The 24511-nt window shown below is 70.9% G+C and carries 22 protein-coding genes; 17 read left to right on the top strand and 5 right to left on the bottom strand.

Annotated elements, in window-relative coordinates; translation table 11 throughout:
* Positions 1-58 precede the first annotated feature (58 nt).
* Positions 59-778 carry a DUF6542 domain-containing protein gene (locus CLV40_RS03910; protein WP_104477036.1) on the bottom strand — a complete coding sequence of 240 codons (720 nt, stop codon included), beginning with the start codon at positions 776-778 and terminating at the stop codon, positions 59-61.
* A 311-nt stretch (positions 779-1089) separates the two neighbouring features.
* Entirely contained in the window at positions 1090-2037 is a 948-nt protein-coding gene (gene rmuC / locus CLV40_RS03905; RefSeq protein ID WP_104477034.1) for a DNA recombination protein RmuC, read from the bottom strand.
* A 135-nt stretch (positions 2038-2172) separates the two neighbouring features.
* Here rmuC and CLV40_RS03900 point away from each other — a divergent pair, with 135 nt between their 5' ends.
* The 5 genes from CLV40_RS03900 to CLV40_RS03880 all read left to right on the top strand — a co-directional run bounded on the left by CLV40_RS03900 (position 2173) and on the right by CLV40_RS03880 (position 7467).
* The gene (locus CLV40_RS03900; RefSeq protein ID WP_104477033.1) at positions 2173-3318 is read left to right on the top strand and encodes an exonuclease SbcCD subunit D; all 1146 of its coding nucleotides are present in this window, start codon (positions 2173-2175) and stop codon (positions 3316-3318) included.
* On the top strand, positions 3315-6278 hold the full coding sequence (locus CLV40_RS03895; protein WP_104477031.1) for an AAA family ATPase: 2964 nt from the start codon (positions 3315-3317) through the stop codon (positions 6276-6278). The genes CLV40_RS03900 and CLV40_RS03895 overlap by 4 nt, the downstream gene beginning before the upstream one ends.
* A gap of 38 nt (positions 6279-6316) precedes the next feature.
* Positions 6317-6643 (top strand): PadR family transcriptional regulator, encoded by a 327-nt coding sequence (locus tag CLV40_RS03890; RefSeq protein ID WP_104477029.1) that lies wholly within the window; start codon positions 6317-6319, stop codon positions 6641-6643.
* A gap of 109 nt (positions 6644-6752) precedes the next feature.
* Positions 6753-7139 carry a hypothetical protein gene (locus CLV40_RS03885; protein ID WP_104477027.1) on the top strand — a complete coding sequence of 129 codons (387 nt, stop codon included), beginning with the start codon at positions 6753-6755 and terminating at the stop codon, positions 7137-7139.
* Positions 7140-7221: 82 nt separating this feature from the next.
* Complete coding sequence (locus CLV40_RS03880; RefSeq protein WP_104477025.1) at positions 7222-7467, top strand: hypothetical protein; 246 nt, start codon at positions 7222-7224, stop codon at positions 7465-7467.
* A 27-nt stretch (positions 7468-7494) separates the two neighbouring features.
* Here CLV40_RS03880 and CLV40_RS03875 read toward each other — a convergent pair whose 3' ends face one another.
* Both CLV40_RS03875 and CLV40_RS03870 read right to left on the bottom strand, forming a co-directional pair.
* Positions 7495-8964 (bottom strand): AlkA N-terminal domain-containing protein, encoded by a 1470-nt coding sequence (locus CLV40_RS03875; RefSeq protein ID WP_104477024.1) that lies wholly within the window; start codon positions 8962-8964, stop codon positions 7495-7497.
* A 142-nt stretch (positions 8965-9106) separates the two neighbouring features.
* Entirely contained in the window at positions 9107-12328 is a 3222-nt protein-coding gene (locus tag CLV40_RS03870; RefSeq protein ID WP_104477022.1) for a S8 family serine peptidase, read from the bottom strand.
* A 342-nt stretch (positions 12329-12670) separates the two neighbouring features.
* Between CLV40_RS03870 and ychF the strand changes: the two genes are divergently transcribed.
* Entirely contained in the window at positions 12671-13744 is a 1074-nt protein-coding gene (gene ychF / locus CLV40_RS03865; RefSeq protein WP_104477020.1) for a redox-regulated ATPase YchF, read from the top strand.
* A gap of 175 nt (positions 13745-13919) precedes the next feature.
* Here ychF and CLV40_RS03860 read toward each other — a convergent pair whose 3' ends face one another.
* Positions 13920-15347, bottom strand: a complete 1428-nt coding sequence (locus tag CLV40_RS03860) for a caspase, EACC1-associated type (protein ID WP_181043310.1) — start codon at positions 15345-15347, stop codon at positions 13920-13922.
* 309 nt (positions 15348-15656) lie between these two features.
* Here CLV40_RS03860 and CLV40_RS03855 point away from each other — a divergent pair, with 309 nt between their 5' ends.
* The 11 genes from CLV40_RS03855 (at position 15657) to CLV40_RS03800 (ending at position 24469) form a co-directional block, all read left to right on the top strand.
* The gene (locus CLV40_RS03855) at positions 15657-17129 is read left to right on the top strand and encodes an MFS transporter (protein ID WP_104477016.1); all 1473 of its coding nucleotides are present in this window, start codon (positions 15657-15659) and stop codon (positions 17127-17129) included.
* 49 nt (positions 17130-17178) lie between these two features.
* Positions 17179-17670, top strand: a complete 492-nt coding sequence (locus CLV40_RS03850) for a VOC family protein (protein WP_104477014.1) — start codon at positions 17179-17181, stop codon at positions 17668-17670.
* Positions 17663-18373, top strand: a complete 711-nt coding sequence (locus CLV40_RS03845) for an SDR family oxidoreductase (protein WP_219823913.1) — start codon at positions 17663-17665, stop codon at positions 18371-18373. The genes CLV40_RS03850 and CLV40_RS03845 overlap by 8 nt, the downstream gene beginning before the upstream one ends.
* Positions 18370-18810 carry a nuclear transport factor 2 family protein gene (locus tag CLV40_RS03840; RefSeq protein WP_104477012.1) on the top strand — a complete coding sequence of 147 codons (441 nt, stop codon included), beginning with the start codon at positions 18370-18372 and terminating at the stop codon, positions 18808-18810. Before CLV40_RS03845 ends, CLV40_RS03840 begins: the two co-directional genes overlap by 4 nt.
* A 133-nt stretch (positions 18811-18943) precedes the next feature.
* Complete coding sequence (locus tag CLV40_RS37045) at positions 18944-19402, top strand: nuclear transport factor 2 family protein (protein WP_146107919.1); 459 nt, start codon at positions 18944-18946, stop codon at positions 19400-19402.
* A 93-nt stretch (positions 19403-19495) separates the two neighbouring features.
* The gene (locus CLV40_RS03830) at positions 19496-20305 is read left to right on the top strand and encodes an ATP-grasp domain-containing protein (RefSeq protein WP_245931035.1); all 810 of its coding nucleotides are present in this window, start codon (positions 19496-19498) and stop codon (positions 20303-20305) included.
* Positions 20306-20462: 157 nt separating this feature from the next.
* Positions 20463-20837: a type II toxin-antitoxin system death-on-curing family toxin gene (locus CLV40_RS03820; protein ID WP_104477010.1), complete on the top strand. Its 375-nt coding sequence runs from the start codon at positions 20463-20465 to the stop codon at positions 20835-20837.
* 53 nt (positions 20838-20890) lie between these two features.
* Entirely contained in the window at positions 20891-21556 is a 666-nt protein-coding gene (locus tag CLV40_RS03815) for a Clp protease N-terminal domain-containing protein (RefSeq protein ID WP_104477008.1), read from the top strand.
* Between the two features lie 162 nt (positions 21557-21718).
* Positions 21719-22252 (top strand): PAS domain-containing protein, encoded by a 534-nt coding sequence (locus CLV40_RS03810; RefSeq protein WP_104477006.1) that lies wholly within the window; start codon positions 21719-21721, stop codon positions 22250-22252.
* Positions 22249-23178, top strand: a complete 930-nt coding sequence (locus CLV40_RS40200) for a methyl-accepting chemotaxis protein (RefSeq protein ID WP_104477004.1) — start codon at positions 22249-22251, stop codon at positions 23176-23178. The genes CLV40_RS03810 and CLV40_RS40200 overlap by 4 nt, the downstream gene beginning before the upstream one ends.
* A gap of 130 nt (positions 23179-23308) precedes the next feature.
* A complete protein-coding gene (locus CLV40_RS03800; protein ID WP_104477002.1) occupies positions 23309-24469 on the top strand; it encodes an alkaline phosphatase PhoX in 1161 nt (386 codons plus the stop codon).
* Positions 24470-24511: the final 42 nt, after the last annotated feature.

Genomic DNA, 24511 nt, shown 5'->3' with positions numbered 1-24511 from the left:
CGTGACGCTGGAGCCCGGTTGACCGACCGGGCTCTTCGTCGTTCTCGGGGGTACCCGCTCAGCGCTCGTCGGCGCTGCGCGGCGCGGGGCGCCTGCTCGGGGTGGCGGTGCGGCGGTCGCTCGCGCGGTCCGATCCACCCCGCTCGCCCTGGCGCGGGGAGTTGCCGGGGCGGTCCGAACCCGTGCGGGGGGCGGTGGAGCGCGGCCGGTCGGCACCGCTGCGGCCGGAACCGGGGCGGTCCGACGAGCCGGAGGTGCGGGCGGGCCGGTCGTCCGTCGGGCGCCTGCTCGCCGGGCGCGTCGGCGGGTTCGGGTCGCGCTGGGTGAACAGCCGGACGACGCCGAGCACGACGCAGATGCCGGTGCCCCAGGCCATCGCCGGGAAGCTGCTGGTGAGGGGCAGCCCGACGGTCAGCACGACCTGCCTGAGGCCGCCGCCACCGGTGTTGGTGAGCGCGAGCTTGCCGACGACCGCTACCACCGCGAACACGAGCGGTGGTTGAACCATCGGGGCGAACAGGCTGCTGCGCCGCACCAGGCAGACCGCCGCCACGCAGGCGACGACGAAGGTGATCTGGAAGAGCGCGCCCAGGTTGTTCTGCTCCTGCACGGGCAGGCTCTTGTGCTGCTGGATGTCGACCACCATGGCGACCGCGCTGAGGCCGAAGGCGAGCAGCACCGCGCCCCACCACGGCAGGCCCCGCGACCGACCGAGGATCGGGCGCTCGTCCCACGCGGGCTCGGCGCGGTCATCGTCTAGATCACGGCTCGCGGACACCCGGCACACGTTAGTCCGTCACGTCACACCTCTGACGACTGTCGTCCGCAACAAATCGCCGGGATCACCCGTTGTTGTGATCTCAGACACCGGTTCCGTGTTCACTTTGTCCGACTTGTCACCCGGTTGGGCTACTAGTGCGTCACTTCCGCACCACCGGCACCCTCAAGGAAATCTCGGGTGGCAGTGCTCTCAGCAACCTCCGGGCCGGTCGCCCCGTACGACGACACCGGGTGGTCGGGACCGTGCCCGGAAAGGCGGGCAACTGTGCCCGTGCAGCCGCGTCTTCGGGTACCCCGAGGGCAGTCGGTTCAGGTCGGTCTGGGCTCACCGCCCAACGCGTGGCCGTTGGTGGAGGGCTCGTCCACGACGCGCAGGGTGGGGAGGGGCGCGGGGGTCGGGGCGGCGTTGGTGAGGGGGGTGATCGTGGAGCGCAGCTGCTCCAGCGCGTCCAGTTCCCGCCTGCGGGCGGACAGGAAGCGCTGGAGGTGGGTGCTGGTGAGGTTGAGGGCGTCGATGGCCGACGAGGTGGCCCGGTGGGCGGATTCGGCGGTGGAGCGGACGGCGGCGACGTCCGCCTCGATGGTGCGTTCCGTCGCGGCGAACAGGGCGGCCGCGGCGATCACGGCGAAGCCCGTCGGACCGCACAGGAACACCCGCCGGTCCAGCAGCCAGCGCAGGAGCTCGGGATCCGTGTCGAGCGCGGCGACCACGGCCGCGTCCGACGGGACGAACATGACCGTCCCGTAGATCGCGTCCGCCCACCGCTGGTAGCCCTTGCCCGCCAACTCCGCCGCGCGCGAGCGGATGTTGCGCACGTGCACCCGCAACGCGTCGAGGCGCTCCTCCGCGTCGTCGGTCTCGATCGCCTCCGCCCAGCAGGCCATGCTCATCTTCGCGTCGACGGGGACCCGGCGGTCGCCGTCGACGACCAGCAGCAGGTCGGGGCGGACCGCGCCGCCGCCCGCGACGTCGGTTTGCAGGGTGAAGTGCAGGCCCTCGCGCAAGCCCAGGGCGCGCGCGGTCTCCACCAGCACCTGCTCGCCCAGTTCCCCGCGCCCGCTGATCGACGCGAACGCCACCTCGTACCGGCGCAGCGCCAACTGGTGCGTGTCCGAACGCGCCCGCTCGGCCGCCACCTCGGCGCGCGCGGCGTCGCCCCGGCGCACCGCGTCGGTGTAGAGCCGCCAGAACAGCCCGGCGGCGCCGACCAGCAGCAGCACGAGCACGGCCACGACCGTGCCCAACACGGCGGTCACCCCAACACCTCCCTAGCTCGAGTAGTCCCCACTGAAGATCTCTACAGCATTCCCCCGACAGAACCAGCGTCGAACGCGCGTTCGAGCGGCGAGCCTCCCCCGATCGGGGGCAAGATCGGCATAACCTGGCGCGCCATGCGGGTCCTGCACACCTCCGACTGGCACGTGGGGCGCACCTTCCACGGCCGCGACCTGCTCGCCGAGCAGGAGTCGGTGCTCACGGGCCTGGCCGACCTGGTCGCCGACGAGCGCGTCGACGCGGTGGTCGTCGCGGGCGACCTCTACGACCGCGCCGTCCCCTCCGCGGAGGCCGTCGACGCGTGCGCCCGCGTGCTCGCCGCGATCGCGCGGGCGGGCGCCCAGATCGTGATCACCCCCGGCAACCACGACTCCGCGCCGCGCCTGGGCGCGTTCGCCGCCTTCGCCCGCGCGGGCGGCCTGCACCTGCGCACCGCCATCGCCGACCTGCACGAACCGGTCCTCATCCCCGACGCGCACGGCCCGGTCGCCTTCTACGGCATCCCGTACCTCGAGCCGGAACCCGCCCGGCACGCCCTCGGCCTCGACGGCGACCAGCGCGGCCACACCGCCGTCCTCGGCGAGGCCCTGCGCCGCGTCAAGGCCGACATCGCGGCCAGGGGCGCCCGGTCGGTCGTCCTCGCGCACGCCTTCGTCATCGGCGGCGAGGCCAGCGACTCCGAGCGCACCATCGCCGTCGGCGGTGTCCCGCACGTGCCGAGCGCCCTGTTCGACGGCGTCGACTACGCCGCGCTCGGCCACCTGCACGGCCCGCAGACGCTCGGCGCGCACCTGCGCTACTCCGGTAGCCCCCTGGCGTACTCGTTCTCCGAGGCGCGCCACCGCAAGTCGGTCTGGCTCGTCGACCTCGACGCGCGCGGCCTCGCGGGCGTCGAACGACGCGAACTCCCCGTCCCGCGCGCCCTGGGCTCCCTGCGCGGCGACCTCGACGACCTGCTGCGCGACCCGGCCCACGAACCCGAGGTCGACAAGTTCCTGACCGTCGAGCTGACCGACCGGGTCCGCCCCCTCGACGCCATGCGCAGGCTGCGCGACCGCTTCCCGCACGCCCTGCACCTGGACTGGAAACCCGAGGGTGGGCGCCCGACCGAGCACCGCTACACCGAGACGGTCAAGGGCCGCTCGGACGAGGAAATCGCCTGCTGCTTCGTCGACCACACCCGCAACAGCCCGCCGAGCGAGGCCGAGCGGGACCTGCTGCGGGAGGCGCTGGCCGCCGTCGCCGGGAAGGAGCCCGAGTGAGGCTGCACAGCCTGGAGCTGAGCGCGTTCGGACCTTTCGCGAACAAGGAAACCGTCGACTTCGACCTCTTGGGCGCCGAAGGGCTTTTCCTCCTCCACGGGGATACCGGCGCCGGTAAGACAACCTTGCTCGACGCGGTCGCCTTCGCTCTCTTCGGCGCCGTGCCCGGTGCGCGCGCGGACGCCAAGAGGTTGCGGTGCGACTACGCGGACCCGGATACGCACACCGAGGTCACTCTTGAGCTGACAGTCCAACACCACCGTCTACGCATCACCCGCAGCCCCGAGTACGAACGTCCCAAGAGGCGCGGTGGCGGCACAACGAAGCAAAACGCCAAGGCATCCTTGGTGTGGGTGGGTGCGTCCCCGTCCGGTCACCGCTCGGAAGGCGTCACCCGCATCGATGAGGTCGCGCGCACGGTCGAGCGCCTCTTGGGCATGACCAAGGACCAGTTCTTCCAAGTCGTCCTCTTGCCGCAAGGGGAGTTCGCGAAGTTCTTGCGCTCGTCGACGGGCGAGCGGGAAGACCTGCTGGAGAAGCTGTTCGGCACCCAGCACTTCGAGCGCGTCGAGCAGTGGTTCAAGGAACAGCGCCGCGAACGCAGGCAGGCGCTGGACAACGCGCGCGCTGGCTCCCGCGAGCTGGTGGCGCGGTTCGCCCAGGCGGCCGGGATCGAGCCGCCCGACGAGCCGGACCCGGCCTGGGTCGACGGGATCATGACGACCGCCGAGGAAGCGGACGCGCTGGCCGCCGCGGTGGCCGCGCAGGCGTCCGCCCGGCGGGAGCGCGCGGAGGAGGCGCTGGCCGAAGGTCGTGAGCTGGCGTCCCGGGTGCTCCGCGCGCAGCGGGCGATCAACGGGCTCAACGAACTGGCCCACCAGACGACCGCGCGCGCCGCGTGGGCGGAGGAACTGGCCGCCGCCGAGCGCGCGGTGCCGGTCGTCGAGGCGGCCAACGCGCTGATGGGCCTGGAACGCCGGGCGGACGCGGCGGACGACGTCGTGAAAGCGTTGGCGGACAAGGCGACCGCGCTCGGGTTCGCCGACGCCGACGCGGGCCTGCCGCGCCTGCGGGAGGCGGCGGGCGGGCTCCGGGAGGAAGCGGGCGGGCTCGCGGCCCTGGTCGCCGAGGCGGAGCAGCAGCGCGTGGACCGCAAGCGCCTGGTCGCGCTGGGGGAGCAGGCCGAGGACGTGCGCGCCCGGTCGGCCGAGGTCGGCGCGCGGCTCGCGCAGATGCCGGCGCGGCTCACGCGGGCCCGTGAGGACCTGACCAACGCGACCACCGCGCGCGCCATGCTGGACGGTCTCCGCAAGCGGCGCGCCGAACTCGCCGCCGCCTTGGCGGACAAGGCGAACCTGCCGAAGGCCGAGTCCGCGTTGCGGATGGCCGAGGACGTCGGCCGGGCCGCCGTCGACGCGCACCAGGCCGCGCGGGACGAGGTGCTCCGACTGCGCCAGGCCAGGTTGGACGGCATGGCCGCCGAACTGGCGGCGGGGCTCGTCCCGGGTGATCCGTGCCCGGTCTGCGGCGGCGACGAACACCCCGCGCCCGCGTTCGCGGTGGCCGACCGGCCCACGGCGACGGACGAGCGAGCGGCGCAGACCGTTGAGCAGAAAGCATTGCGGGAGCGCGAGATCGCAGTGTCCCGTGTGGAGAAAGCGCGCACGGCCGTCACCACCCTGGTCGACCGGCTCGCGGTCTGGGGCGACCGCGACCTCGCGGCGGCGCACGCCGAGTCCGAGGACGCCTTCGAGTCGGCGAACGGCCTGGCGTCGCGGTTCGTCGGGTTCGAGCGGACCGTGCGGGAAGCCGAGCGGGCGCACGACGCCCTGCGCGACGAAAGCGCCAAGCTGGAGCGTGAGATCGCCCGGCTGACCACCGAGGCCGCCGAGCTGGCGCAGCTCGTCCAGACCCGGTCGGACAAGATCGAGCGGGGCCGCGGCGACCACCCGACCGTCGCCGACCGCCGCCACCACCTGCTGGCCACCGCCGCGGCCGTCGACGCGCTGGTCGAGGCCCACACGACCGCCCGGACCGCGCGCGAACGCGTCCGCGAGCAGGGTGACGCGCTGGCGGACACCGTGTCCGGCGCCGGGTTCGCCGACTTCGCCGAGGCGCACACGTCGGCCCGCCCCGAGACCGTCGTGGCCAAGCTGCGGGAGCGCCTGGCCGAGGCGAAGGAGGCCGAGCAGCAGCACCGCGCCACCCTGGCCGACCCGGACCTGTTCGGCATCGACGAGAACGAGGACGTCGACCTGACCCCCCGGATCGAGGCGGCCCGCGAGGCCAGGGAAGTCGCGGAGGACGCGGTCGCCGCGGCACGGGCGGCGGCGTCGCGGGTCGAGCAGGTGGGTGCCCTGGGCTACCGGCTGCGGACCGCCTGGCAGCGCCTGGCACCGAAGGAAGCCGAGTTCGCCGAACTGGACGCGCTCACCGACGTGGTCAACGGCCGGGGCCAGAACTCGACCAAGATGTCCCTGCGCTCGTACGTGCTCGCCGCGCGGCTCGAAGAGGTCGCCTCCGCCGCGAGCCTGCGGCTGCGCCGGATGTCCCAGGGCCGCTACTCGTTCGTGCACTCCGAGCAGGCGGGCCGTTTCGGTACCCGGGGCGGCCTGGGCCTGGACGTCCTGGACGACTACTCCGGCCAGACCCGCCCGGCCAAGACCCTCTCCGGCGGCGAGTCCTTCATCGCCTCGCTGGCCCTGGCGCTCGGCCTGGCGGACGTGGTCGCGGCTGAGAGCGGCGGCGGCGCGCTGCTGGACACCCTCTTCGTGGATGAGGGCTTCGGCAGCCTCGACGCGGGCACCCTCGACGAGGTCATGGGCATCCTCGACGACCTCCGCGACGGCGGCCGCGTCGTCGGCGTGGTCTCCCACGTCGACGAGCTGCGGCAACGCGTCCCGACCAAGCTCAACGTCGTCAAGGCTCGGACCGGTTCCACCCTGCGGCTGACGGTCTAGATCGGTACTCGCCCTTGAGCGGCGGGCCTCGACCGAAGATGACGCCGCAGGTCCGGACCGTGCTCGCGATCTTCTTGGCCAATCCGGACAAAGAGCACTTCGGTTTGGACCTCATCGCCGCCACCGGACTGCTCAGCGGCACCGTCTACCCGATCCTCGCGCGGCTCGAGCGGGCCGGGTGGCTGAGGTCCCGCACGGTCGAGCTGAACCACGACAACGTCGGCCGCAGGGCTCGGCGCTTCTTCCGCCTCTCCCCGGAGGGCCTGACCCAGGCGAGCCTCGCGGTCGAGACGACGGAGCGGATCACCGAGGACCGGCAGGCCGAACTTCGAACCCGCCTGCTCGCTGAAGCGCAGTCGAGCTAACCGGAAAGGCCAGCACGTGAACGAGCCCAACGAGCCGCGCCCGGCTAACGCTGAACGACCCCGGCCAGTCGCCTTCCTCAGCTACGAGCACACTTCACATGCTGGAGACATGATTCCGATCGTGAGTTCCCCCGACGGCGAGCGCTTGTCGTTCTTCGACGGGGGGTTTCGTCGAAACGGGCCGATGTCGCTCGCGCAGGCAGGTACAAGTGCCCCGCCGATGCGGGAGGCGGTTCCTCTGGCCGTCGAGAAATCGGGGCACCGCGTACTGCGCCCGGTGCTGCGCTTCCTGCCGATGGACTGGATCTCCGCAGTTGTCGTCCGTCTGTCCGCATACCGGGTACCGGCCGAAGACCGCGACTGTTTCCTCGCGACGTTCATGGGGGAGAACGGCGCCCTGGCTTCCGACCCGCTGGCACAGCTGCGCCACCTGGTCGGTCTTCGCGCCCTGTTCGGCGAGCCCGTCGAACTCGACGAGCAAGCCGACGACGAGTAGAGGCCGCGCCCGGAGTCCTCGACACCCCACGCCCGCCCCGACTCGACTCACGTCGAGGAGCTCACCGGAGGAACGAACCACCATGAGCACCAACACCCATGGCGCGAACAATCCCAGCAACGGCAACGGTCCCAACAGCAACGCCAACGACGAACCGCTGTTCTCCTTGAGAACGGCGCTGCTACTGCTCGCCGCGATCGTCATCGGCTCGGTGATCGGTCTGCTGACCTACGCCGCCTCCCAAAACGTCCCCACCGCCGTCATCGCCGGCATCGGTGTCGCTGGAGCCACCCTGTACGGCGGGCACAGCCTCCTCGGCCACGGATGACCCGAACGCCGCGCCGCCGTGGTGCGCCTACAGGGTGATTCCGGCGGCTGCCGCGCGCCACAGGTGCATGCCCGCGTACGAACGCCACGGCCGCCAGGACCGGCCGTGCTCGGCCAACGCCTCCGTGCTCGACGGGAGTCCCAGGGCCCGGGCGCCGTTGCGCAAGGCCAAGTCCTGCGGCAGCAGGACATCCGGATCGCCCAGTAAACGCATCACCACGTATCCGGCCGTCCAGGGGCCGATTCCCGGATACGACTGGAGTCGGCTGCGCAGCGTTTCCGCGTCCACCCCGACGTGGAGTTCGATGTCCCCCGACGCTATCCCCGCGCACACCGCGCGGATGGTTTCCACTCGCCGGGCCGGGCCGGTCAGGATCTCCGACGCGCGTTCGGCCACCGCCGCCGCCGACGGGAACAGGGTCGTCAGCTCGCCTTCCGGCGTGGGCAGCTCCTCGCCCACCGCCTCGGTCAGCTTGCGGGCGGCGGTCCGCGCGGCGGACACGCTCACCTGCTGCCCCAGCAGGGCCCGCACGACCGTTTCCGTGCCGTCCACGCTGCCGGGGACCCGGATGCCCGGCGTGGCCGCCACAGCGGCCGTCAGCGCCGGGTCGGCCGCCAGCACGGCGTCGATCACCCCCGGGTCCGCGTCGAGGTCGAACAGCCGCCGCAGTCGGGATACCGCAGTGCTCAGGTCGCGGAGGTCGGCCAGGCGCAGCGTGCACTCCACGTGCGTGCCCGCCGGGCGCAGGTGCGCGGTCGCCGAGCCGTGGGGGAGGCGCAGGGTCCGCGAGTACCGCCCGGGGCGGGTGCTCTCCACGCCGGGGATGGCCCGCGCGCCAAGGAAAGCGAGGATGCCCGCGGCGTCGAAGGGGGTGCGGACCGGCAACCGCAGCCGGACCCGGCCCGGGCCCGCGTGCTGGCGCAACCGGCCGGCTCGTTGGGCGGCAACACGCAATTCCGACGGTGTGGTGGCGAAAACCGCGCGGATCGTGTCGTTGAACTGGCGGACACTGGCGAAACCGGAGGCGATGGCCACGTCCGCGACCGACATCGTGGTCGTTTCGATGAGCAAGCGGGCGGTGTGCGCGCGGTGCGCCCGCGCCAGGGCGAGTGGGCCCGCGCCGAGTTCGGCCGTCAGAACCCTCGTAAGATGGCGTTCTGAATAACCGACCCGGCGCGCCAGACCCGGGACGCCCTCGCGTTCCACGACGCCGTCGATGATCAGGCGCATGGCCCGACCGGCCAGGTCGCCGCGCACGTCCCATTCCGGGGAACCGGGGACTATGTCGGGCAAGCAGCGCCTGCACGCGCGGTACCCGGCCTGCTGGGCCGCCGCCGCCGTGGCGAAGAACTCCGCATTCCGCCTGCGCGGCGCGATCGACGGGCACGACGGACGGCAGTAGAGCCCGGTTGGTCGGACCGCGAGGAAGAACTGACCGTCGAAGCGCGCGTCGCGGGAGACGACCGCTCTGTATCCCTGCTCCGGGTCGATCAACACCCGACCATGCTGCCGGCGTGCGGACAGAAGGGCTGGCAGGAAAGAGACATGTGGTTCGCGTGATCGCACAAAAAGGGCGGGGACCCGCCGTTTAGACGGGTCCCCGCTACTTCTTGAGCCGATTACCGGCCGGTCATGACCGTCAAGCGACCGACTTGACTTCGACGTCGCCGCTACCGATCAGCACACCGGCGTCGTTGCGCACCTCGACGTTGCCGATGAGCGAGCGGCCCGCACCCGGCGCCCGGGTCGCGGTGACGGTGCCGTTGACGCTCCACTGCGCCCCGGCACCCCGTGCCGTGTTGGTGTCGGTGATGTTCACCGCGCCGTAGACCGGGTTGGTCAGCACGTCCAGGTAGTCGTAGGTCGTGGTGCCCGCGGGCACCGAGTACCCGGCGACCAGCACGATCCACACGCCCGCGGCCGGGTTGGCCACGGTCACCTCCTCCTCGGAGTCCCCGTCCGCCTGCTGACCGGCCAGCTGGCAGGTGCCGCTGGTGCAGTTGTAGACGGCGAGGTCGAGGTCGGCGGCCGCGTCGGCGGTGTGGCCGATCTTGGCCCGCAGCGCGGTCGTGCCCGGCAGGACGTCGACGCGGTACTGCTGGTTCTCCTCGTTGGCGATGGTCAGCACGGCCTTCTTGGCGCTGCCCAGGGCGGTGCCCGAGGCCTTGCCGGTGAAGGGACCGAACTGGTTCTTCAGCGCGTAGGTCCGGGCGACCGGCGTGTTGACCGCCGCCGAGTCGATCGTGTCCGGGTTCGGGCTCACGCTGACCCCCAGGACCTGGGCGGTCAGGGTGAACGGCGCGTACGCGGCGTCGGAGGTGCGGCGGGCCTCGACCACGATCTCCCAGACACCCGGGGCCGGGTTGGCCAGGGTGCGGCTGGTCGGGCTGCCCGCGTCGCACCCGGCGACCGGCGGGTTGTAGCAGTTGGTCGAGGCGTTGGTCTCGACGCCGGTGCCGTACGGGTGGAAGCGCAGGAAGCGCAGCTGGCCCTGGCCCGCGCCGGTGCCGCCGCCCTGCAGGTCGACCTTGAACGCCGACGTGCCCGCGGGGACGCGGTAGAAGTACGACACGACCTCGTTGCGGCCGACCTGGCCGCCCTTGCGGACGGTGAAGCCGTTGGCCGCGGTGAAGTCCTCGGCCGCGACCACGGTGTTCAGCGTCTGCGCCTCGATGCCCGAGGTGAGCGGGCTGTCGAGGTTCAGGATCGCCGAGTGGACGCCGGTCGTGCGCGGGTTGATCGTCACGGTGTACTTGACCGCGCTGTTCTTCGGCAGCAGCACCGTCGGCGCCGAGCTGAAGGTGCCGTCGTTGCCGACCCACTTCGCCTGGTAGGTCACCGGGGTGTTCGGGCCGGTGGTCCGGGTGAAGGTGTAGGTGCGGGTGTAGCGGTCGCCCGCCTTGACGCCCTCGCGGTCGTGGATGCCGACGCCGACGCCCGGGGTCGCCAGCCGCGACGACAGCGCGGTGTTGACCGGGACCGAGGTCGAGATCTCGGTCTGGCTCGGGTTGTCCTTGAGGGTGTTCCACGCCTTCTTGACGTCGATCAGGCCGTTGCCCTGCTCGTAGGCGCCCAGGGTGGGGATGAACCGGGCGGTGGAGCGGAACGAGGTCCGGATCTGCGCGGCCGACGCCGAGATGTTCTTCGCGCGGGCGGCGCTGATCAGCAGCGCTGCGGCACCGGCGGCCTGCGGGGACGCCATCGAGGTGCCGTTGAACTGCGCGTAGCCGGGCGGCAGGGCGTAGGTGCCGGGGACCGGCTGGCCCGCCTGCCAGGTGGGCACGGACGAGATCGCCGAACCGGGGGCCACGATGTCCGGCTTGAAGCCGCCGTCCTCGCGCGGGCCGCGCGAGGAGAAGCCGTGCAGGCTCTCCGACTTGCCCAGGTCCGAGCCGTAGTTGCTCTGCCAGGTCTCCTTGGTGATGTAGGAGCCGACCGAGAGGACCTTGGTCGCCACCGACGGGTCGCCGACGGTGTTCTCACCGGCGCCGGAGTTGCCCGCCGAGATGAACATCTGCACGTCGTAGGTGTCGATGAGCTCGTCGTAGAGGCGCGCGCGGGCGTTGTTGGCGTCGTTGAGCGGCGGGAGACCACCGATCGACATGTTGATGACGTCGACGTTCGCGTCGCGGGCCGCGTAGATCATGCCCTCGAGCAGCGCGTGGTTGGTGCAGCCGGTGATGAACAGGCAGACCCGGACCGAGACCAGCTTCGCACCGGGGGCCGCGCCGTTCATCGTGCCGCCGAAGAGGCGGTTACCGGCGACGATGCCCGCCACGTGCGAGCCGTGCGCGCCGGAGACGATGCCGATGTTGACGGCGTTGTGCGCGACGTCGGTCTGCACGACGAACGGCATGGACTCCTTGACCGGGGTGGCCGGGTTGTCCTTGCCGAAGGTCCCGATGTCGTACTTGACCTTGTAGTCGGTCATCGGCTTGTCGTCGCCGAAGTTCTTGTTCTGGTTCGTGTCGACCCAGACGGTGCCGGTCGAGGGGTTCCAGAGCACGCCGAACAGGCCGCTGCTGCCCGCGGGGTTGCCGTCGCGGTCGACGTCGGAGCCGACCTCGCCGCCGAGGCGGGAGTCGCGCTCGTTGAACACGCCGTAGCGCAGCTCGCCCGACTCACCCGGCAGGCCGTTGGCCGGGCCGGTGGTCGGGGTCGACATGAGGACCCAGGTCGGGTCGTCGTCGTCGTTGACCCCGTTGGTGAAGTTGGGGTTGGTGTAGGTGACCCAATCGGTGACCTTGCGCTCGCCGGTGCTCGTCTTGTTGAGCGACGGGTGGTCGAGGTCCACGCCGCTGTCGACGATCGCCACGGTCGTGCCGCGGCCGTCCCAGGTGGGGTGGTCGTTGACGAACTGGGCGGCGTTGGTGTCGCCGGTCGGCATGTAGGGGTTGACCCGCGGCGTGTTCGGCCCGGGGGCGGGCTGCGGCGTCGGGTCGGCGACGCCCGCGGGGCGGGGGTCGTCGAGCGGGACGTTCTCGTCGAGGTCCAGCGCGGAGACACCGGGCAGCTTGGCGATGCCGCGGACCTTCTCGACCGGGACCTCGGCGCGCACGTAGCCGATGTTGTCGTCCCGGAAGTCGACCTTGGCACCCGCCTTGGCCAGGTCGTCGGCGTGCTTGGCCCGGTCGCCCTCGGCGGTGGCGATGATGACCGTGACGGTCTTCTCGCCCGCCTGCTCGGCCTTGGTCAGCAGTTCGAGGTCGTGCTTGCCGATGCTGGGCCCCTCGTCGGCGGGGGCAGGTGTCGGGGCCGCGGTGGCGGCCGGGACCGTCGTCAGCATGGCGCTGGCCACCGCCGTGGTGAGCGCCACGCCGAGGGCGAGCCTGCCGCGCAGGCGTCTCTGGGGTTGGGTCATCCCACTTCCTTCTTCCTCAGCGGGTGAGCTGGGCACGCCCCAGTGACCTCCGGATGGCGGACGAAGATGCAGGGCGCTCACGGAGTGTTCTTTGCGGGTGACCCGATGACTAGGGTCCATTTGGGCTAATCCGTCCGAGTGGGACTGGACGATTTGGCACTGAGTGTGCATGCATCGTTGCCACCGGCGAGGTTGTTACCTCGCGAACGGGCGCTTTGGTGCGTATGGACAGCCCCGGACGTATAGCTCCTGGTAGTCAAAACTGGGAACAGTGTTGGTAACTATTTCGCACACGGCCGGGGTCTGAGGTGTGCTCGTGAGTGGTCCGTAGACTCAACCCCCGTGAGTTTGACCCTCGGCATCGTCGGCCTGCCCAACGTCGGCAAGTCCACCCTGTTCAACGCGTTGACGAACAACGACGTGCTCGCGGCGAACTACCCGTTCGCCACCATCGAGCCCAACGTCGGCATCGTCGCGCTGCCGGACCCCCGGCTGGAGAAGCTGGCCTCGGTGTTCGCCAGCGAGCGGACCGTGCCCGCGGTGGTGTCCTTCGTGGACATCGCCGGGATCGTGAAGGGCGCGTCGGAGGGGGCGGGGCTGGGCAACAAGTTCCTCGCCAACATCCGCGAGGCCAACGCGATCTGCCAGGTCATCCGCGTGTTCGACGACCCCGATGTGGTGCACGTCGACGGGGTGGTGGACCCGTCGTCGGACATCGAGACGATCAACACCGAGCTGATCCTCGCCGACCTCCAAACCCTGGAGAAGGCCCTGCCGCGGCTGGAGAAGGAGGCGCGGACGCGTAAGGAAGCGCGCCCGGCCCTCGAGGCGGCGGTGGCCGCCAAGGACATCTTGGACAGTGGCAAGACCCTGTTCGCGGCAGGCGTGGACGCAACGCTGCTGCGCGAACTGAGCCTGCTGACCACCAAGCCGTTCCTCTACGTCTTCAACGCCGACGAGTCGATCCTGACCGACGAGGCCCGCCGCGCGGAACTGGCCCAGCTGGTGGCCCCCGCCGACGCGGTCTTCCTGGACGCCAAGGTCGAGGCGGAACTCCTGGAACTGGACGAGGAGTCGACCAGGGAGCTGCTGGAGTCGGTTGGCCAGACCGAACCGGGCCTCAACGCCCTCGCCCGAGCGGGCTTCCACACGCTCGGACTCCAGACGTACCTGACGGCGGGGCCGAAGGAGGCCCGGGCGTGGACGATCCCGCAGGGCGCCACCGCACCGCAGGCGGCGGGCGTCATCCACTCGGACTTCGAGCGGGGCTTCATCAAGGCGGAGGTCGTGTCGTACGACGACCTGGTCGAAGCGAAGACGATGGCCGCCGCGAAGGCAGCGGGCAAGGTCCGCATCGAGGGCAAGGACTACGTCATGGTCGACGGCGACGTGGTCGAGTTCAGGTTCAACGTCTAAAGCGGCGGCCATTCCCACCTCCTCCCCACCTTCGGGTGGGGAGGAGGTTTTTGTTATGGACTGCTCACTTCAGGCGCATAGCCTCGTGCCGTGCCAATCGCCGACGATGCCGCTCGCCTGGAGAACGGCGACCGGCCTGCTTCCGTCGTATGGAAGACCCTGGACCAGCTCATCCCTAACCGATGATTCCCGTGATCTGGCCTGCGCCGATGGGGGTGTTGTTGTCGAGGATCGTGAAGCGTTGGCTGAGGTCTATGGCGGTGGGGCGGGTTAGGGTGATGGTGGCTGTGGTGGATTCTCCCGGAGAGAGGACGCTGAAGTTCGCCATGGTCGCGGTGATGTTCGCCGTGCGCAGGCGGAGTGTGGCTTGGTGGTGGTTGAAGATCTCACCCTGCCGCCCGCCCTTCGCGGTGGGAAGCAGGTAGATGTCCGCCTGGAAGTGGGTCCTCGTCATCACGCTGTTCTGGGCCGTGACCACCATTCCCGGCTCCACCTCCGCCCGCTTCACCCCACCCAGGCTCAGCCCCACGTTCTCCCCCATGCTCGCCGTATTCGACGTCTTGCGGAACATCTCCACCCCCGTGATCGTCGTCCGGTGCGCGCCCAACCCCCCGACGAGGTCCACCGGCATCCCCACCCCGATCTGACCGCGCTCGACGCGGCCCGTGACCACCACCCCTCGGCCGGTCACCACGAACACGTCCTCGATAGGCATGAGGAACAACGGGTCGTGGAGGGAGTGCGGGGTCGCTCGGACGTACGCCGCGATGGCTGCCTCGGCCTCCGGACGACGGGGCGCGTTCGCCACGTCCGTGATCAACAGGGAGACGGTGTGGACAAAGGGAACCGGTGGGGCTGGGCGGGGTGCGAGGGAAGCCGCTGTGTTGATGACGGGAGGGATTTGCCCGCCCGCGTTTCGGTTGCGTTGTTGGGGGATCGGGCGGGATTTGGCTTCCAAGGCCCAGCGGACTTGTTGGTAGACGGTTTCCATGTCCAGCAGGGAAGGGCCGCCCGGGACGCCGGTCTCCAGGACGTTGATGAGTTCGCCCGTGAAGGCCGTGTACTTCTCTCCCGGTGGGGCTAAAGCCATCCGCGTCTCCGATGACGCCGTCAGCACGCAACTGCCCTCGATCGACGACTGGTCCGCGACCGACCCCATCCAGCCCTGCAGCGCCCGCGCGCTGAAGCAGCAGTCCAGGATCACCACCTTCCGCCGGGCACGGGAGCCGTGGTCCAGCACCCGGCGGCGGATGGCGTCGAAGGGGAGCATCGTGTACTCCAGCCCCGGCTCGGAGTCCGGCAGCGCCAGGCACAGGTCATTCGTCCGGTCATCGGTGAACCCGTGGCCCGCGAAGTACACGATCAGGGTGTCCGTGGCCCGCTCCGCGCTCCGGCGGACCTGGTCGAGCACCTGGCGCGCGTTGACCGGCTGCTCGACCACCGCGCAGTGCTCGTCCGGCAGGCCCCACAGCCGCGCGTCGGTGAACACATCCCGCAACCCGGTCAGGTTGGCGCGGACCGACGGCAGGTCGTCGAACGACTCGTACCTGTGCGTCCCCACCAGCACGACCCTCGACGCCGACCCGTCCGGCAGACCGCTCATACCGTGATCATCGCCCCGCATCCGTGTCCCGTTGCACGCCACCGGCGGATATTTTTCCGACGCGCGCCTTGCCGGTTGAGAATTGACTGGTACATAGTCAGGTGGGCCTTTTCGATTCCTTTCCGCCAGGGTGGAACTCCGAGTACCACCATTGGCGCGCTCTGGTTACCCACCCCCGAACGGGCCACGCTGGGGTGTGGCTGCGCGAGTCCGAAGGCGAAATGCGCCCGCCGCGTTATCCAGGGGAAGTGGGGAGATGCGCGAAAAGAGCAAGACCACCGGTCGGTCCGTGCTTCTCGGAGGTGAACTGTGACCACCACTGTTCCGCGCGCCGCGGTCGAGCGCGGGAAGATGCTGACCCTCGTCGTGCTGTGCGCGGCGATGTTCCTCGACGCGCTGGACACGTCGCTGGTGGCGGTGGCGCTGCCGGGGATCCAGGACGACCTGGGCATGTCCACGGGGGCCGCGCAGTGGCTCATCTCGGGCTACACCGTCACCTACGGCGGCTTCCTGCTGCTCGGTGGACGCCTCGCCGACCTGTTCGGCAAGCGCCGGATGTTCCTGGTGTCGATGGTGCTCTTCGCCGTCGCCAGCCTGGTCGGCGGTCTGGTGTCCGACCCGGGGCTGCTGATCGCCAGCCGGTTGGCCAAGGGCATCGCCGCGGCGCTGACCGCGCCCGCCGCCCTGTCGCTGATCACCACCCGGTTCCACGAAGGACCCGAGCGCAACCGCGCGCTGGCCTTCTACTCGGCGACCGCCGCCAGCGGGTACAGCCTCGGCCTGGTGTTCTCCGGCCTGCTGACCGCGCTGAGCTGGCGGCTCATCTTCTTCATGCCGGTGCTGATCTCGGTGCTGGTCATCGTCGCCACGCCGTTCGTCATCAAGGAACCGAAGCTGGCGCGCGCCAAGCGCAGCTACGACATCGCGGGCGCGTTCGCCGCCACCTTCGGCATCCTGGCGCTGGTCTACGGCATGGTGCACGCCGCCGAGCGCGGCTGGACCGACCCGATGACGCTGGCCACGCTGGGCGGCGCGGTCGTGCTGCTGGTCGCGTTCGTCTTCATCGAGCGCGGCGGCAAGGACCCGACGGTGCCCATGCGCGTCTTCCGCTCGTGGACGCGCAGCTCCGCCTACCTGCTGGCGCTGGCCTTCGGGTGCGCCAGCCTCGGGTGGCAGTTCGTCGCCACCCTCTACATGCAGCACTTCCTGCACTACAGCGCCCTGCAGACCGCGTTGGCGATGCTGCCGCTGGGGATCGTGATCCTCCTGGTGGCGCAGTTCATCACCTCGCGGCTGCTCTCCCGGGTGCCCGCCCGGCGCATCGCCGGGATCGGGTTCCTGATCCAGGGCGCGGGCATCTTCGTCTTCACCTTCGTCGGCGTCGTCGGCAACTACCCCGGTCTGATGCTGCCCGGCCTGCTGCTGCACGCCATCGGCAACGGCCTGGTCTTCCCGACGATCAACGTCGCGGGCGTCAGCGGGGTCGACGACGAGGAACAGGGCGTCGCCTCCGGGCTGGTCACCGCCGCGCTGCAGGTCGGTGTCGGTGTCGGTGTCGCCATCGTCAGCGGGGTGCTGACCATGGCCACCGTCGGGGACGGTCCGGAAGCGCAGGTCGCGGGCTACAGCGCGGCCTTCCTCACGGCCACCTGCTTCTCGGTGGTCGCGGCGGTCATCGGTTTCGTCGGGTTGCGCTGCGGGATCGGCGTGCCCACCGACGGCGGGACCGAGCGGACCGCGGAGCCGGGGCAGGTCGCCCCCGCCCCCGTCGCGGGGGCGTAGGGGAGTCCCGGCAGCTCAACCAGGTTCAACCAAGCAGAAGGAAAGCGTCATGACTCTAACCGCAGGGGAAACCGTCGAGGCCGCACAGCGCGCGTTAGTGCGGCAGGTCAAGCAGGTCTCGGCCGCCGTGTCGGTGAGCAACCTCGACGACTCGATCGCGTGGTACGCCGACAACCTCGGCTTCGAGGTCGTCACCCGGCAGGACTTCCCGGCCATCAACGCCCGGGTCGCCTACATCCGCAACCGCAAGGTGGTCCTGGAGCTCGTGCAGGCCGAGCCCGCCGTGCGCATCCACCGGCCCGCGCCGCCGTTCAACTACGTCGTGCAGGGCTTCGCGCAGCTCTCGCTCTACGTCGACGACATCGCCACGGCCAAGGCCCAGGCGCTGGCCCAGGGCCTGAGCCTGGTTTCGGACATCGTCTCCGCCCCGGACCTGGGCGTTCAGGTGTTCCTGCTCCAGGACCTCGACGGCAACCTGATCGAGGTCGCCCAGGCGTCCTGGCTGGCAGCGGGTTCCGCCGCTGCCGAGGAGAGTGAGTAGCGGCATCCCCGGCCCCGTCGTCGTTGTCGGCGGGGCCGGGCGCACCGGTCGACTCGTGGTCGAGCGCCTGCTCGCCGAGGGCGTCGACACCCGGGTGGTGAGCAGGCACGCGGGTCGGGCCGCCGACCTCGGTCGGCGCGGGGTCGGGCTGTTCAGCGCCGACATCCGCGACGGCGTGGGTCTGCCGGAAGCGTTGGCGGGCGCGCGGAGCGTCGTGTTCAGCGTGGAGCCGGGCACCTCGTCCAGTGGGCCGAACCGGCCGGAAACGACGATGTACCAAGGGGTGCGCAACGTGCTGGCCGCGGGCCACGGGTTGCGGCGGTTCGTGCTGGTGAGCCAGATCTACGTCACCCGGCGCGGCCACTCGATGAACGGCAGCGGCCACCTGCTCGACTGGCGGCTGCGCGGTGAGGACGCCGTGCGCGCCAGCGGGGTGCCGCACACCGTCATCCGGCCGAGCTGGTTGGGCAGCGGCGGTGGCACCAAGGCGATCCGGTTGGAGCAGGGGGACACCGGCGACGGTGAGATCGCCCGCGGCGACGTGGCCGAGGCGTGCGTGCGCGCCCTGGCGCTGGACTCGGCGGTGAACACCACCTTCGAGATCTACAACGAGCGGGGCGCCCCGCCGTCGGACTGGAACGCGCTGTTCGCGCCGCTGGACCGCGACGGGGTACCCGAAACCGCTGGAGGGAACGCCAGATGACGCAGACGCCGGTCGACCTCGGTACCCGAGCGGTCGCCTCCGCGTGGTTCGACGCGCTCACCACGGGGGACGTGGCGACCGTGTCGAGCCTCATGGCGGAGGACATCGAGTTCATCAACTACACACCCGTACCCGGCTACAACGACGACATGCCCTGGATCGGCACCTACCGCGGCCGGGAGGCCGCGCTGGCGAGCTTCGGGGTGTTCCTCGGGGTGTGCGAGGTGCGCGCGGAGTGCGTCGCGCAGCTGCTCGTCGACGGCGAGCACGCGATGGGCGTGGTGCGGGAGCGGTCGGTGGTGAAAGCGACCGGGCTGGAGTTCGAGATCGAGTTCATCCAGTGGTTGACGGTCCGGGACGGGCGCATCGTGCGCTGGAAGTCCTACACGGACCCGTCGACCATCATCCGGGCCATTCGCGGTGGCGAGGTCGGCTGACGGCGTCGGAAATCGAAGGGCGACCTGTGGACGCCGGTGTCCGCAGGTCGCCCTTTCTCTTTGTCGAAAATGGACTTCACGAACTACGCGGTGGTTGTTTGACCGTCGTAGGAGCGTTTGCGAGCCTGGGTATATGAGAATTGTCGGAATTATCCTGGTCGCCTGCGCAGCCCTCGCCCTCGCCGCCTGCGCCGACTCCGGAAGTGGTGGCAGCGGTAGTGGCGGTAGTGGTGCGGGTTCCGGTGGCGGTGGCGCGGCGGCTGCCCAGCCGGTCGACGTCAAGCCGGAAGGCAAGTCCTATGTGGACGCTGTGCAGTCCGAGGACCTGGACAAACTGGCGAACTCGTTCACCGAGGACGCGGTGGTCGTGGACGTCGGCAGGCGCATCGAGGGTCGGCAGAAGATCCGCGAGTGGGCCGACAACGAGGTCATCGGCGGCGAGATCGAGGTGCTCGGGCGCACCCCGTTCGACGGCGGCGAGACCCTGCTGGTCCGCTTCAACCCCAGCGGCCTCGGCGGCGGTTTCGAGGCCAACTACAAGTTCACGTACAAGGACGGTCGCATCGCCCAGGCCGACCTCACCTACGCCTGAGTGGAAAATCGACCGGCCCCCGTTTTCCGCCGGTTCCGCGCACCGCCGCGCGGAACCGGCGGAGTCGCGTGGTAGCCTCCCTCGGGAGGAATCATGACGCAGGTGGGCGATTTCCCGGAGGGTGTTCCCGGGAATATCGGCGGCAGGCATTTCGTCGGGCACGTGGAACGGGCCGCCGCGGCGGTCGGCGCTTTCGTCACCTGGCACTGCGACCACTGGGTCGCGGAGATCTCCCGGGGCGCGGCCCGCGAACTGCTGATCGGGTACACCTTCCCGCTCAACGACGCGGCCGCTTCGCAGATCGCGTGGGACAAGGTCGCGGCGTCCGCGGTGCTGGAGAGCGCCAAGGTCGCGTGCGTGGGGCACCGGCTGATCCGACCGGACTGGGCCTTCGGCGAGACCGTCGACTGGACTCCCGAACTGCCCGTGGTGATCAAGCCCAACGTGGCCTACGGCGGTCGCGGGGTGCTCCTCGCGCGTACCGCGGACGAGGTGGCGGCGGCCGTCGCCGAACTCCTGCCGAGGTACCCGGCCATCGCGTGGTCGCCGTTCCTGGAGATCGCCGACGAGTACCGCACCGTGTTCCTCGACGGCGAACCGCTGCTGGTGTTCCGCAAAGTCCGCGCGGACAACGGGGAGTGGCGGCACAACCTGCACTTCGGCGCGGTCCCGGAACTCTGCGAGTCCACTGTGGATGGACTGGTCGACCTGGGCCGGGACGCGATGTCGGCGCTCGGCCTGCGCTTCGCCGCGGTGGACGTGGTGACGACCGCCGAGGGCGTGAAGGTGCTGGAGGTCAACAGCGGCGTCTCGCTGGAGCGCTTCAGCCGGTGCGGCCCGGAGTTCGCGGCGCGGGCGGGGCAGGTGTACGCGCGGGCCGTCGAAGCCTGCCTGCGCGGGTAAATCCGGAGGTCGTCGGGGCCCGGTCTGGTTAACATCCGGCCATGGAGAACACGGACGACCAGGTCCCCGAGCCCGACCACGCGCGCGCGGAGCGGTTGCGCGCGCTCTCCCGCGAGGGCCGCGACCGGTACGCCGACCTGCTGGAGCGGCTGGCCCAATGAACGTCGACTACCTGTCCACAGAGGACTTGCTGTTCCTCGCTGCGGACCTCGGTGTGTCGAAGGTCCGCGACCTCGGCCTGCTCGAATCGGCCGCCGCTCGGCCACGGACTTCGGTGCTGGGGGAGGACGCCTATCCCGGTCTGCACGAGAAGGCGGCGGTGCTGTTGCAGTCCGTCGTGCGCAACCACCCGCTGGTCGACGGCAACAAGCGCCTGTCCTGGATGTCGGCCTTCACCTTCTACGGCCTCAACGGCCTCGACCTCGACGCCCCCGAGGACGACGCGTACGACCTGGTCATCGCCATGTCCACCGGGGCGCTCGACCCCACCGCCGCGGCACCCGCGCTGGCGGGGTGGACGCGCCCACGCTGAATTCGTCAACCCGAGGTTGACGACTCGTCAAACGTCAACCTAAGGTTGACGCCATGAACGCCACGCCACAGCTCAGCGACCTGATCACCACCGTCGAGGGCCGCTCCGCCGACCCGCTCACCCGACTCGCCGACGCCGTCGTGCTCGCGCGCAGGCTCGACGAGGTGGCCGACCACCTGATCGGCCACTTCGTCGACCGCGCCCGACACTCGGGGGCGTCCTGGACCGCCATCGGCGACAGCATCGGGGTCTCCAAGCAGGCCGCGCAGAAGCGGTTCGTGCCCAGCGAGCCCGCCACCGCCGAGGCGGACCTGCGGATCTTCGCCCGCTACAGCGACGCCGCGCGGCAGGTCGTCGTGCGGTCGCAGGAGGAGGCGCTGACCGCCGGGCACACCGAGATCCGGCCCGGGCACCTGCTCCTCGCCCTGCTGCGCGACCCGGACGTCGCCGCGCTGGCCACCGACGTCGCCGCCGCCCGCGCCGCGGCCACCGACGAACTCGGCCCCGGCGGCACCCCGGCGTCCGGTCCGGTGCCGTTCGCGCCCGCGGGCAAGAAGGTGTTCGACCTGGCCCACCGCGAGTCGCTCGACCTCGACGGCGAGCGGATCTGGCCCGAGCACCTGCTGCTCGGCCTGCTCGCCGCCAACGAAACCGACGAACTCCCCGGGGGGGTGACCCGCGCTCGGGTGGAGGCCGCGCTCCGCGCTCGCGGGGAGTGACCGCGTCCGCCGCGCTCCGGGGGTGGTGCGCGAGCTTCCGGGCGACCCACGTCCGCGCGTCACGTGATCGGGGGGTTTGCGGGACTCGATCGCGGGTCGGGGCGGGCGCGGGTCGCCCGGGCGGTGTCGGATGGGACGGGGCAGCGGCGGGAAGGAGCGGGGATGCGCCAGAGCACCATCCAGGTGACGGGAGTGGAGCGGAAGTTCGGCGCGAACGAGCTGATCGTCACCAAGACCGATCCCAAGGGCGTCATCACCTACGCCAACGACGTCTTCCTGCGGATCTCGGCCTTCACCGAGGACGAGGTGATCGGCAAGCCGCACAACGTCATCCGCCACCCCGACATGCCCAAGACCCTGTTCAAGCTGCTGTGGGACACCGTGTCCGCGCGCCGGGAGCTGTTCGCCTACGTGCTCAACCTGGCCGGGGACGGCGCCCAGTACTGGGTGCTCGCGCACGTCACCGCGTCGTTCGACGACCGCGGTTCGATCGTGGGCTACCACTCCAACCGGCGGTCACCGTCGCCGCGGGCCGTCACCGAGGCCAAGGCCGTCTACGACCGGGTCCTCGCGGCCGAGCGGGCCACCGCGGGCCGGGACGCGCTGGTCGCCGGCGAGCGGGCGCTGCGGCAGGAGCTGGGCGGGAGCAGCTGGGACGAGTTCTTCTGGTCGATCACCCCTGGGAGCACACGATGAACGGCAAGCGCGGCAATGTCCCCCCGACGGCGATCCCGCTGAAGTCGGTCGCCGACATCTGCGAGCGGGTGGCGCGCGGCGACCTGGAGGCCAGGGTGCCGAGGCTGGGGGACGATCCGGCCGCTGAGGAGGTGCGCACCGCGATCAACCACCTGATCGACGTCACCGACGCCTACGTGCGCGAGTCCTCCGCCGTGCTCGCCGCCGCCGAGAAGGGGCAGTACGACCGCCGCTTCCTGCAGGAGGGCATGCAGGGCGCGTTCCTGCGGGGCGTCGACCAGATCAACGCGACGCGGGTGGGCCTCAAGCAGGCCAGCGAGCGCATCGAGTCGGCCAACGCCGAGCGGTTGAGCATGGCCGAGCGGATCGAGTCGACCGTGCTGAAGGTGTCCGAGCAGCTGGCCGCGGCCTCGGCGGAGATGGCCGCGACGGCGGGCGGGGTGGCCCAGTTCGCCTCGCAGGCGGTCGTCGAGTCCAACCGCGGCGTGGACACCATCGGCGCGCTGCGCGGCGCCACCCAGGAGATCCTGCAGTCGGTCGAGGAGATCACGCAGATCGCCGAGCAGACCAAGCTGCTCGCGCTCAACGCGACCATCGAGGCCGCGCGCGCGGGCGACGCCGGTCGCGGCTTCAACGTGGTGGCCGTCGAGGTCAAGAACCTCGCGGACAAGGCCGCCAACTCCAGCGAGACGATCGTGCACCGGGTGGAGTCGGTGCGCGAGGCGGTGAGCGAGACCGCGGGTGTGCTCGACGGCGTGGCCCAGCGGATCGGCGAGATGGACCAGCTGGTGGCGGGCATCGCGCGGGCGGTGGAGGGCGACCCCGGCAGCCTCGGCGACAGCCAGGGGCTGGTCCACCTGGCCGAGCTGCTGCGCACCGAGGTGGGCGACTTCGTCCGCAGCATCCGGGCGGGCACCTCCCGCTGACGGCCGGCCACTTGGCAGGTTCCGCCCTTGAGCACGGCACGTGCGTACATTCGGTAGGCACTTTGTCGTCGTTTGGGTGTCACCCGGTCTCGTTACGTTCGAGCGACGGGTCGAGCACCTGGAGGCGAGAGTGGAGCGTCGGGACTTCCTGCGCGTGGCCGTGGTCGGCGGGGCCGCGGCGGCGTTCGGCGGGGCGTCGTGGGGCACGGCGTTCGCGGCGTCCGCGCAGCCGGGACCGAGCCCGTACGGGGCGGTCCTGGCGCCGGACGCCAACGGGATCCGGCTGCCGCTCGGCTTCACCAGCCGGGTCATCGCGCGCACCGGGCAGAAGGTGCCCGGCACGGACTACTTCTGGCACCCCGCGCCAGACGGCGGCGCCTGCTTCGCCGACGACGCGGGCTGGATCTACGTGTCCAACAGCGAGGTTCCGCTGGTCGGCGGGGTCGGCGCGGTCAAGTTCGACGCGGCGGGGCGGGTCGTCGGCGCGTACCGGACGCTGTCGGGGACCAACGTCAACTGCGCGGGCGGTGCCACGCCGTGGGGGACCTGGCTCTCCTGCGAGGAGATCGACTACGGCCGGGTGTTCGAGACCGACCCGTGGAACCGGAAGTCGGCGGTCGCGCGGCCCGCGATGGGCCGGTTCAAGCACGAGGCGTGCGCGGCCGATGCCGACCACGGGTACGTCTACCTGACCGAGGACACCCCGGACGGTTGCTTCTACCGCTTCCGGCCCACCACCTGGGGTGACCTCTCCAGCGGCACCCTCGAGGTGCTCAAGGCCGCCGACTCGCTCACCGAGGGCCCGGTCACCTGGGGCCGCGTCCCCGACCCGGACGGTTTCCCGATCGTCACCCGCAAACAGGTACCCGGCGCCAAGCGGTTCGACGGCGGCGAGGGCTGCTACTACGCGGCGGGCACCTGCTGGTTCACCACCAAGGGCGACAACCGGGTGTGGGCCTACAACGCGAACGACTCCACGATCTCCCTGACCTACGACGACTCCCTCGTCCCACCCGGCACCGCCACCCTGACCGGAGTGGACAACGTCACCCGCACCACGGGCGGTGACCTGTTCGTCGCGGAGGACGGCGGGGACATGGAGATCGCGATCATCACCCGCGACGGTGTCGTGGCGCCCTTCCTGCGGGTGGAGGGCCAGGCGTCGTCGGAGATCACCGGCCCCGCCTTCAGCCCGGACGGCAGGCGGCTCTACTTCTCCTCGCAGCGCGGCAGCGCGGGCACCGTCTTCGGGGGTATCACCTACGAGGTCAGCGGCCCCTTCCGCGCCTGAGACCGCGGTGCGGGCGTCCGGCCGTCCGGGCGCTCGCACCGC

Origin of the sequence: Actinokineospora auranticolor (assembly GCF_002934265.1) — a bacterium.
Classification (GTDB): domain Bacteria; phylum Actinomycetota; class Actinomycetes; order Mycobacteriales; family Pseudonocardiaceae; genus Actinokineospora; species Actinokineospora auranticolor.
The sequence above is the reverse complement of the archived record's forward strand: the minus strand, read 5'-3'. Positions and strand labels throughout refer to the sequence as shown.

Bases quoted from the DNA above. Each gene is read 5' to 3' on its own strand.
- CLV40_RS03820 (WP_104477010.1), top strand. From the start codon at position 20,463: ATGAACGTCGACTACCTGTCCACAGAGGACTTGCTGTTCCTCGCTGCG.
- CLV40_RS03890 (WP_104477029.1), top strand. From the start codon at position 6,317: ATGACGCCGCAGGTCCGGACCGTGCTCGCGATCTTCTTGGCCAATCCG.
- CLV40_RS03815 (WP_104477008.1), top strand. From the start codon at position 20,891: ATGAACGCCACGCCACAGCTCAGCGACCTGATCACCACCGTCGAGGGC.
- CLV40_RS03850 (WP_104477014.1), top strand. From the start codon at position 17,179: ATGACTCTAACCGCAGGGGAAACCGTCGAGGCCGCACAGCGCGCGTTA.
- CLV40_RS37045 (WP_146107919.1), top strand. From the start codon at position 18,944: ATGAGAATTGTCGGAATTATCCTGGTCGCCTGCGCAGCCCTCGCCCTC.
- CLV40_RS03870 (WP_104477022.1), bottom strand. From the start codon at position 12,328: ATGACCCAACCCCAGAGACGCCTGCGCGGCAGGCTCGCCCTCGGCGTG.
- CLV40_RS03885 (WP_104477027.1), top strand. From the start codon at position 6,753: ATGATTCCGATCGTGAGTTCCCCCGACGGCGAGCGCTTGTCGTTCTTC.
- CLV40_RS03830 (WP_245931035.1), top strand. From the start codon at position 19,496: ATGACGCAGGTGGGCGATTTCCCGGAGGGTGTTCCCGGGAATATCGGC.
- CLV40_RS03880 (WP_104477025.1), top strand. From the start codon at position 7,222: ATGAGCACCAACACCCATGGCGCGAACAATCCCAGCAACGGCAACGGT.
- CLV40_RS03840 (WP_104477012.1), top strand. From the start codon at position 18,370: ATGACGCAGACGCCGGTCGACCTCGGTACCCGAGCGGTCGCCTCCGCG.
- CLV40_RS03900 (WP_104477033.1), top strand. From the start codon at position 2,173: ATGCGGGTCCTGCACACCTCCGACTGGCACGTGGGGCGCACCTTCCAC.
- CLV40_RS03810 (WP_104477006.1), top strand. From the start codon at position 21,719: ATGCGCCAGAGCACCATCCAGGTGACGGGAGTGGAGCGGAAGTTCGGC.
- CLV40_RS03860 (WP_181043310.1), bottom strand. From the start codon at position 15,347: ATGAGCGGTCTGCCGGACGGGTCGGCGTCGAGGGTCGTGCTGGTGGGG.
- CLV40_RS40200 (WP_104477004.1), top strand. From the start codon at position 22,249: ATGAACGGCAAGCGCGGCAATGTCCCCCCGACGGCGATCCCGCTGAAG.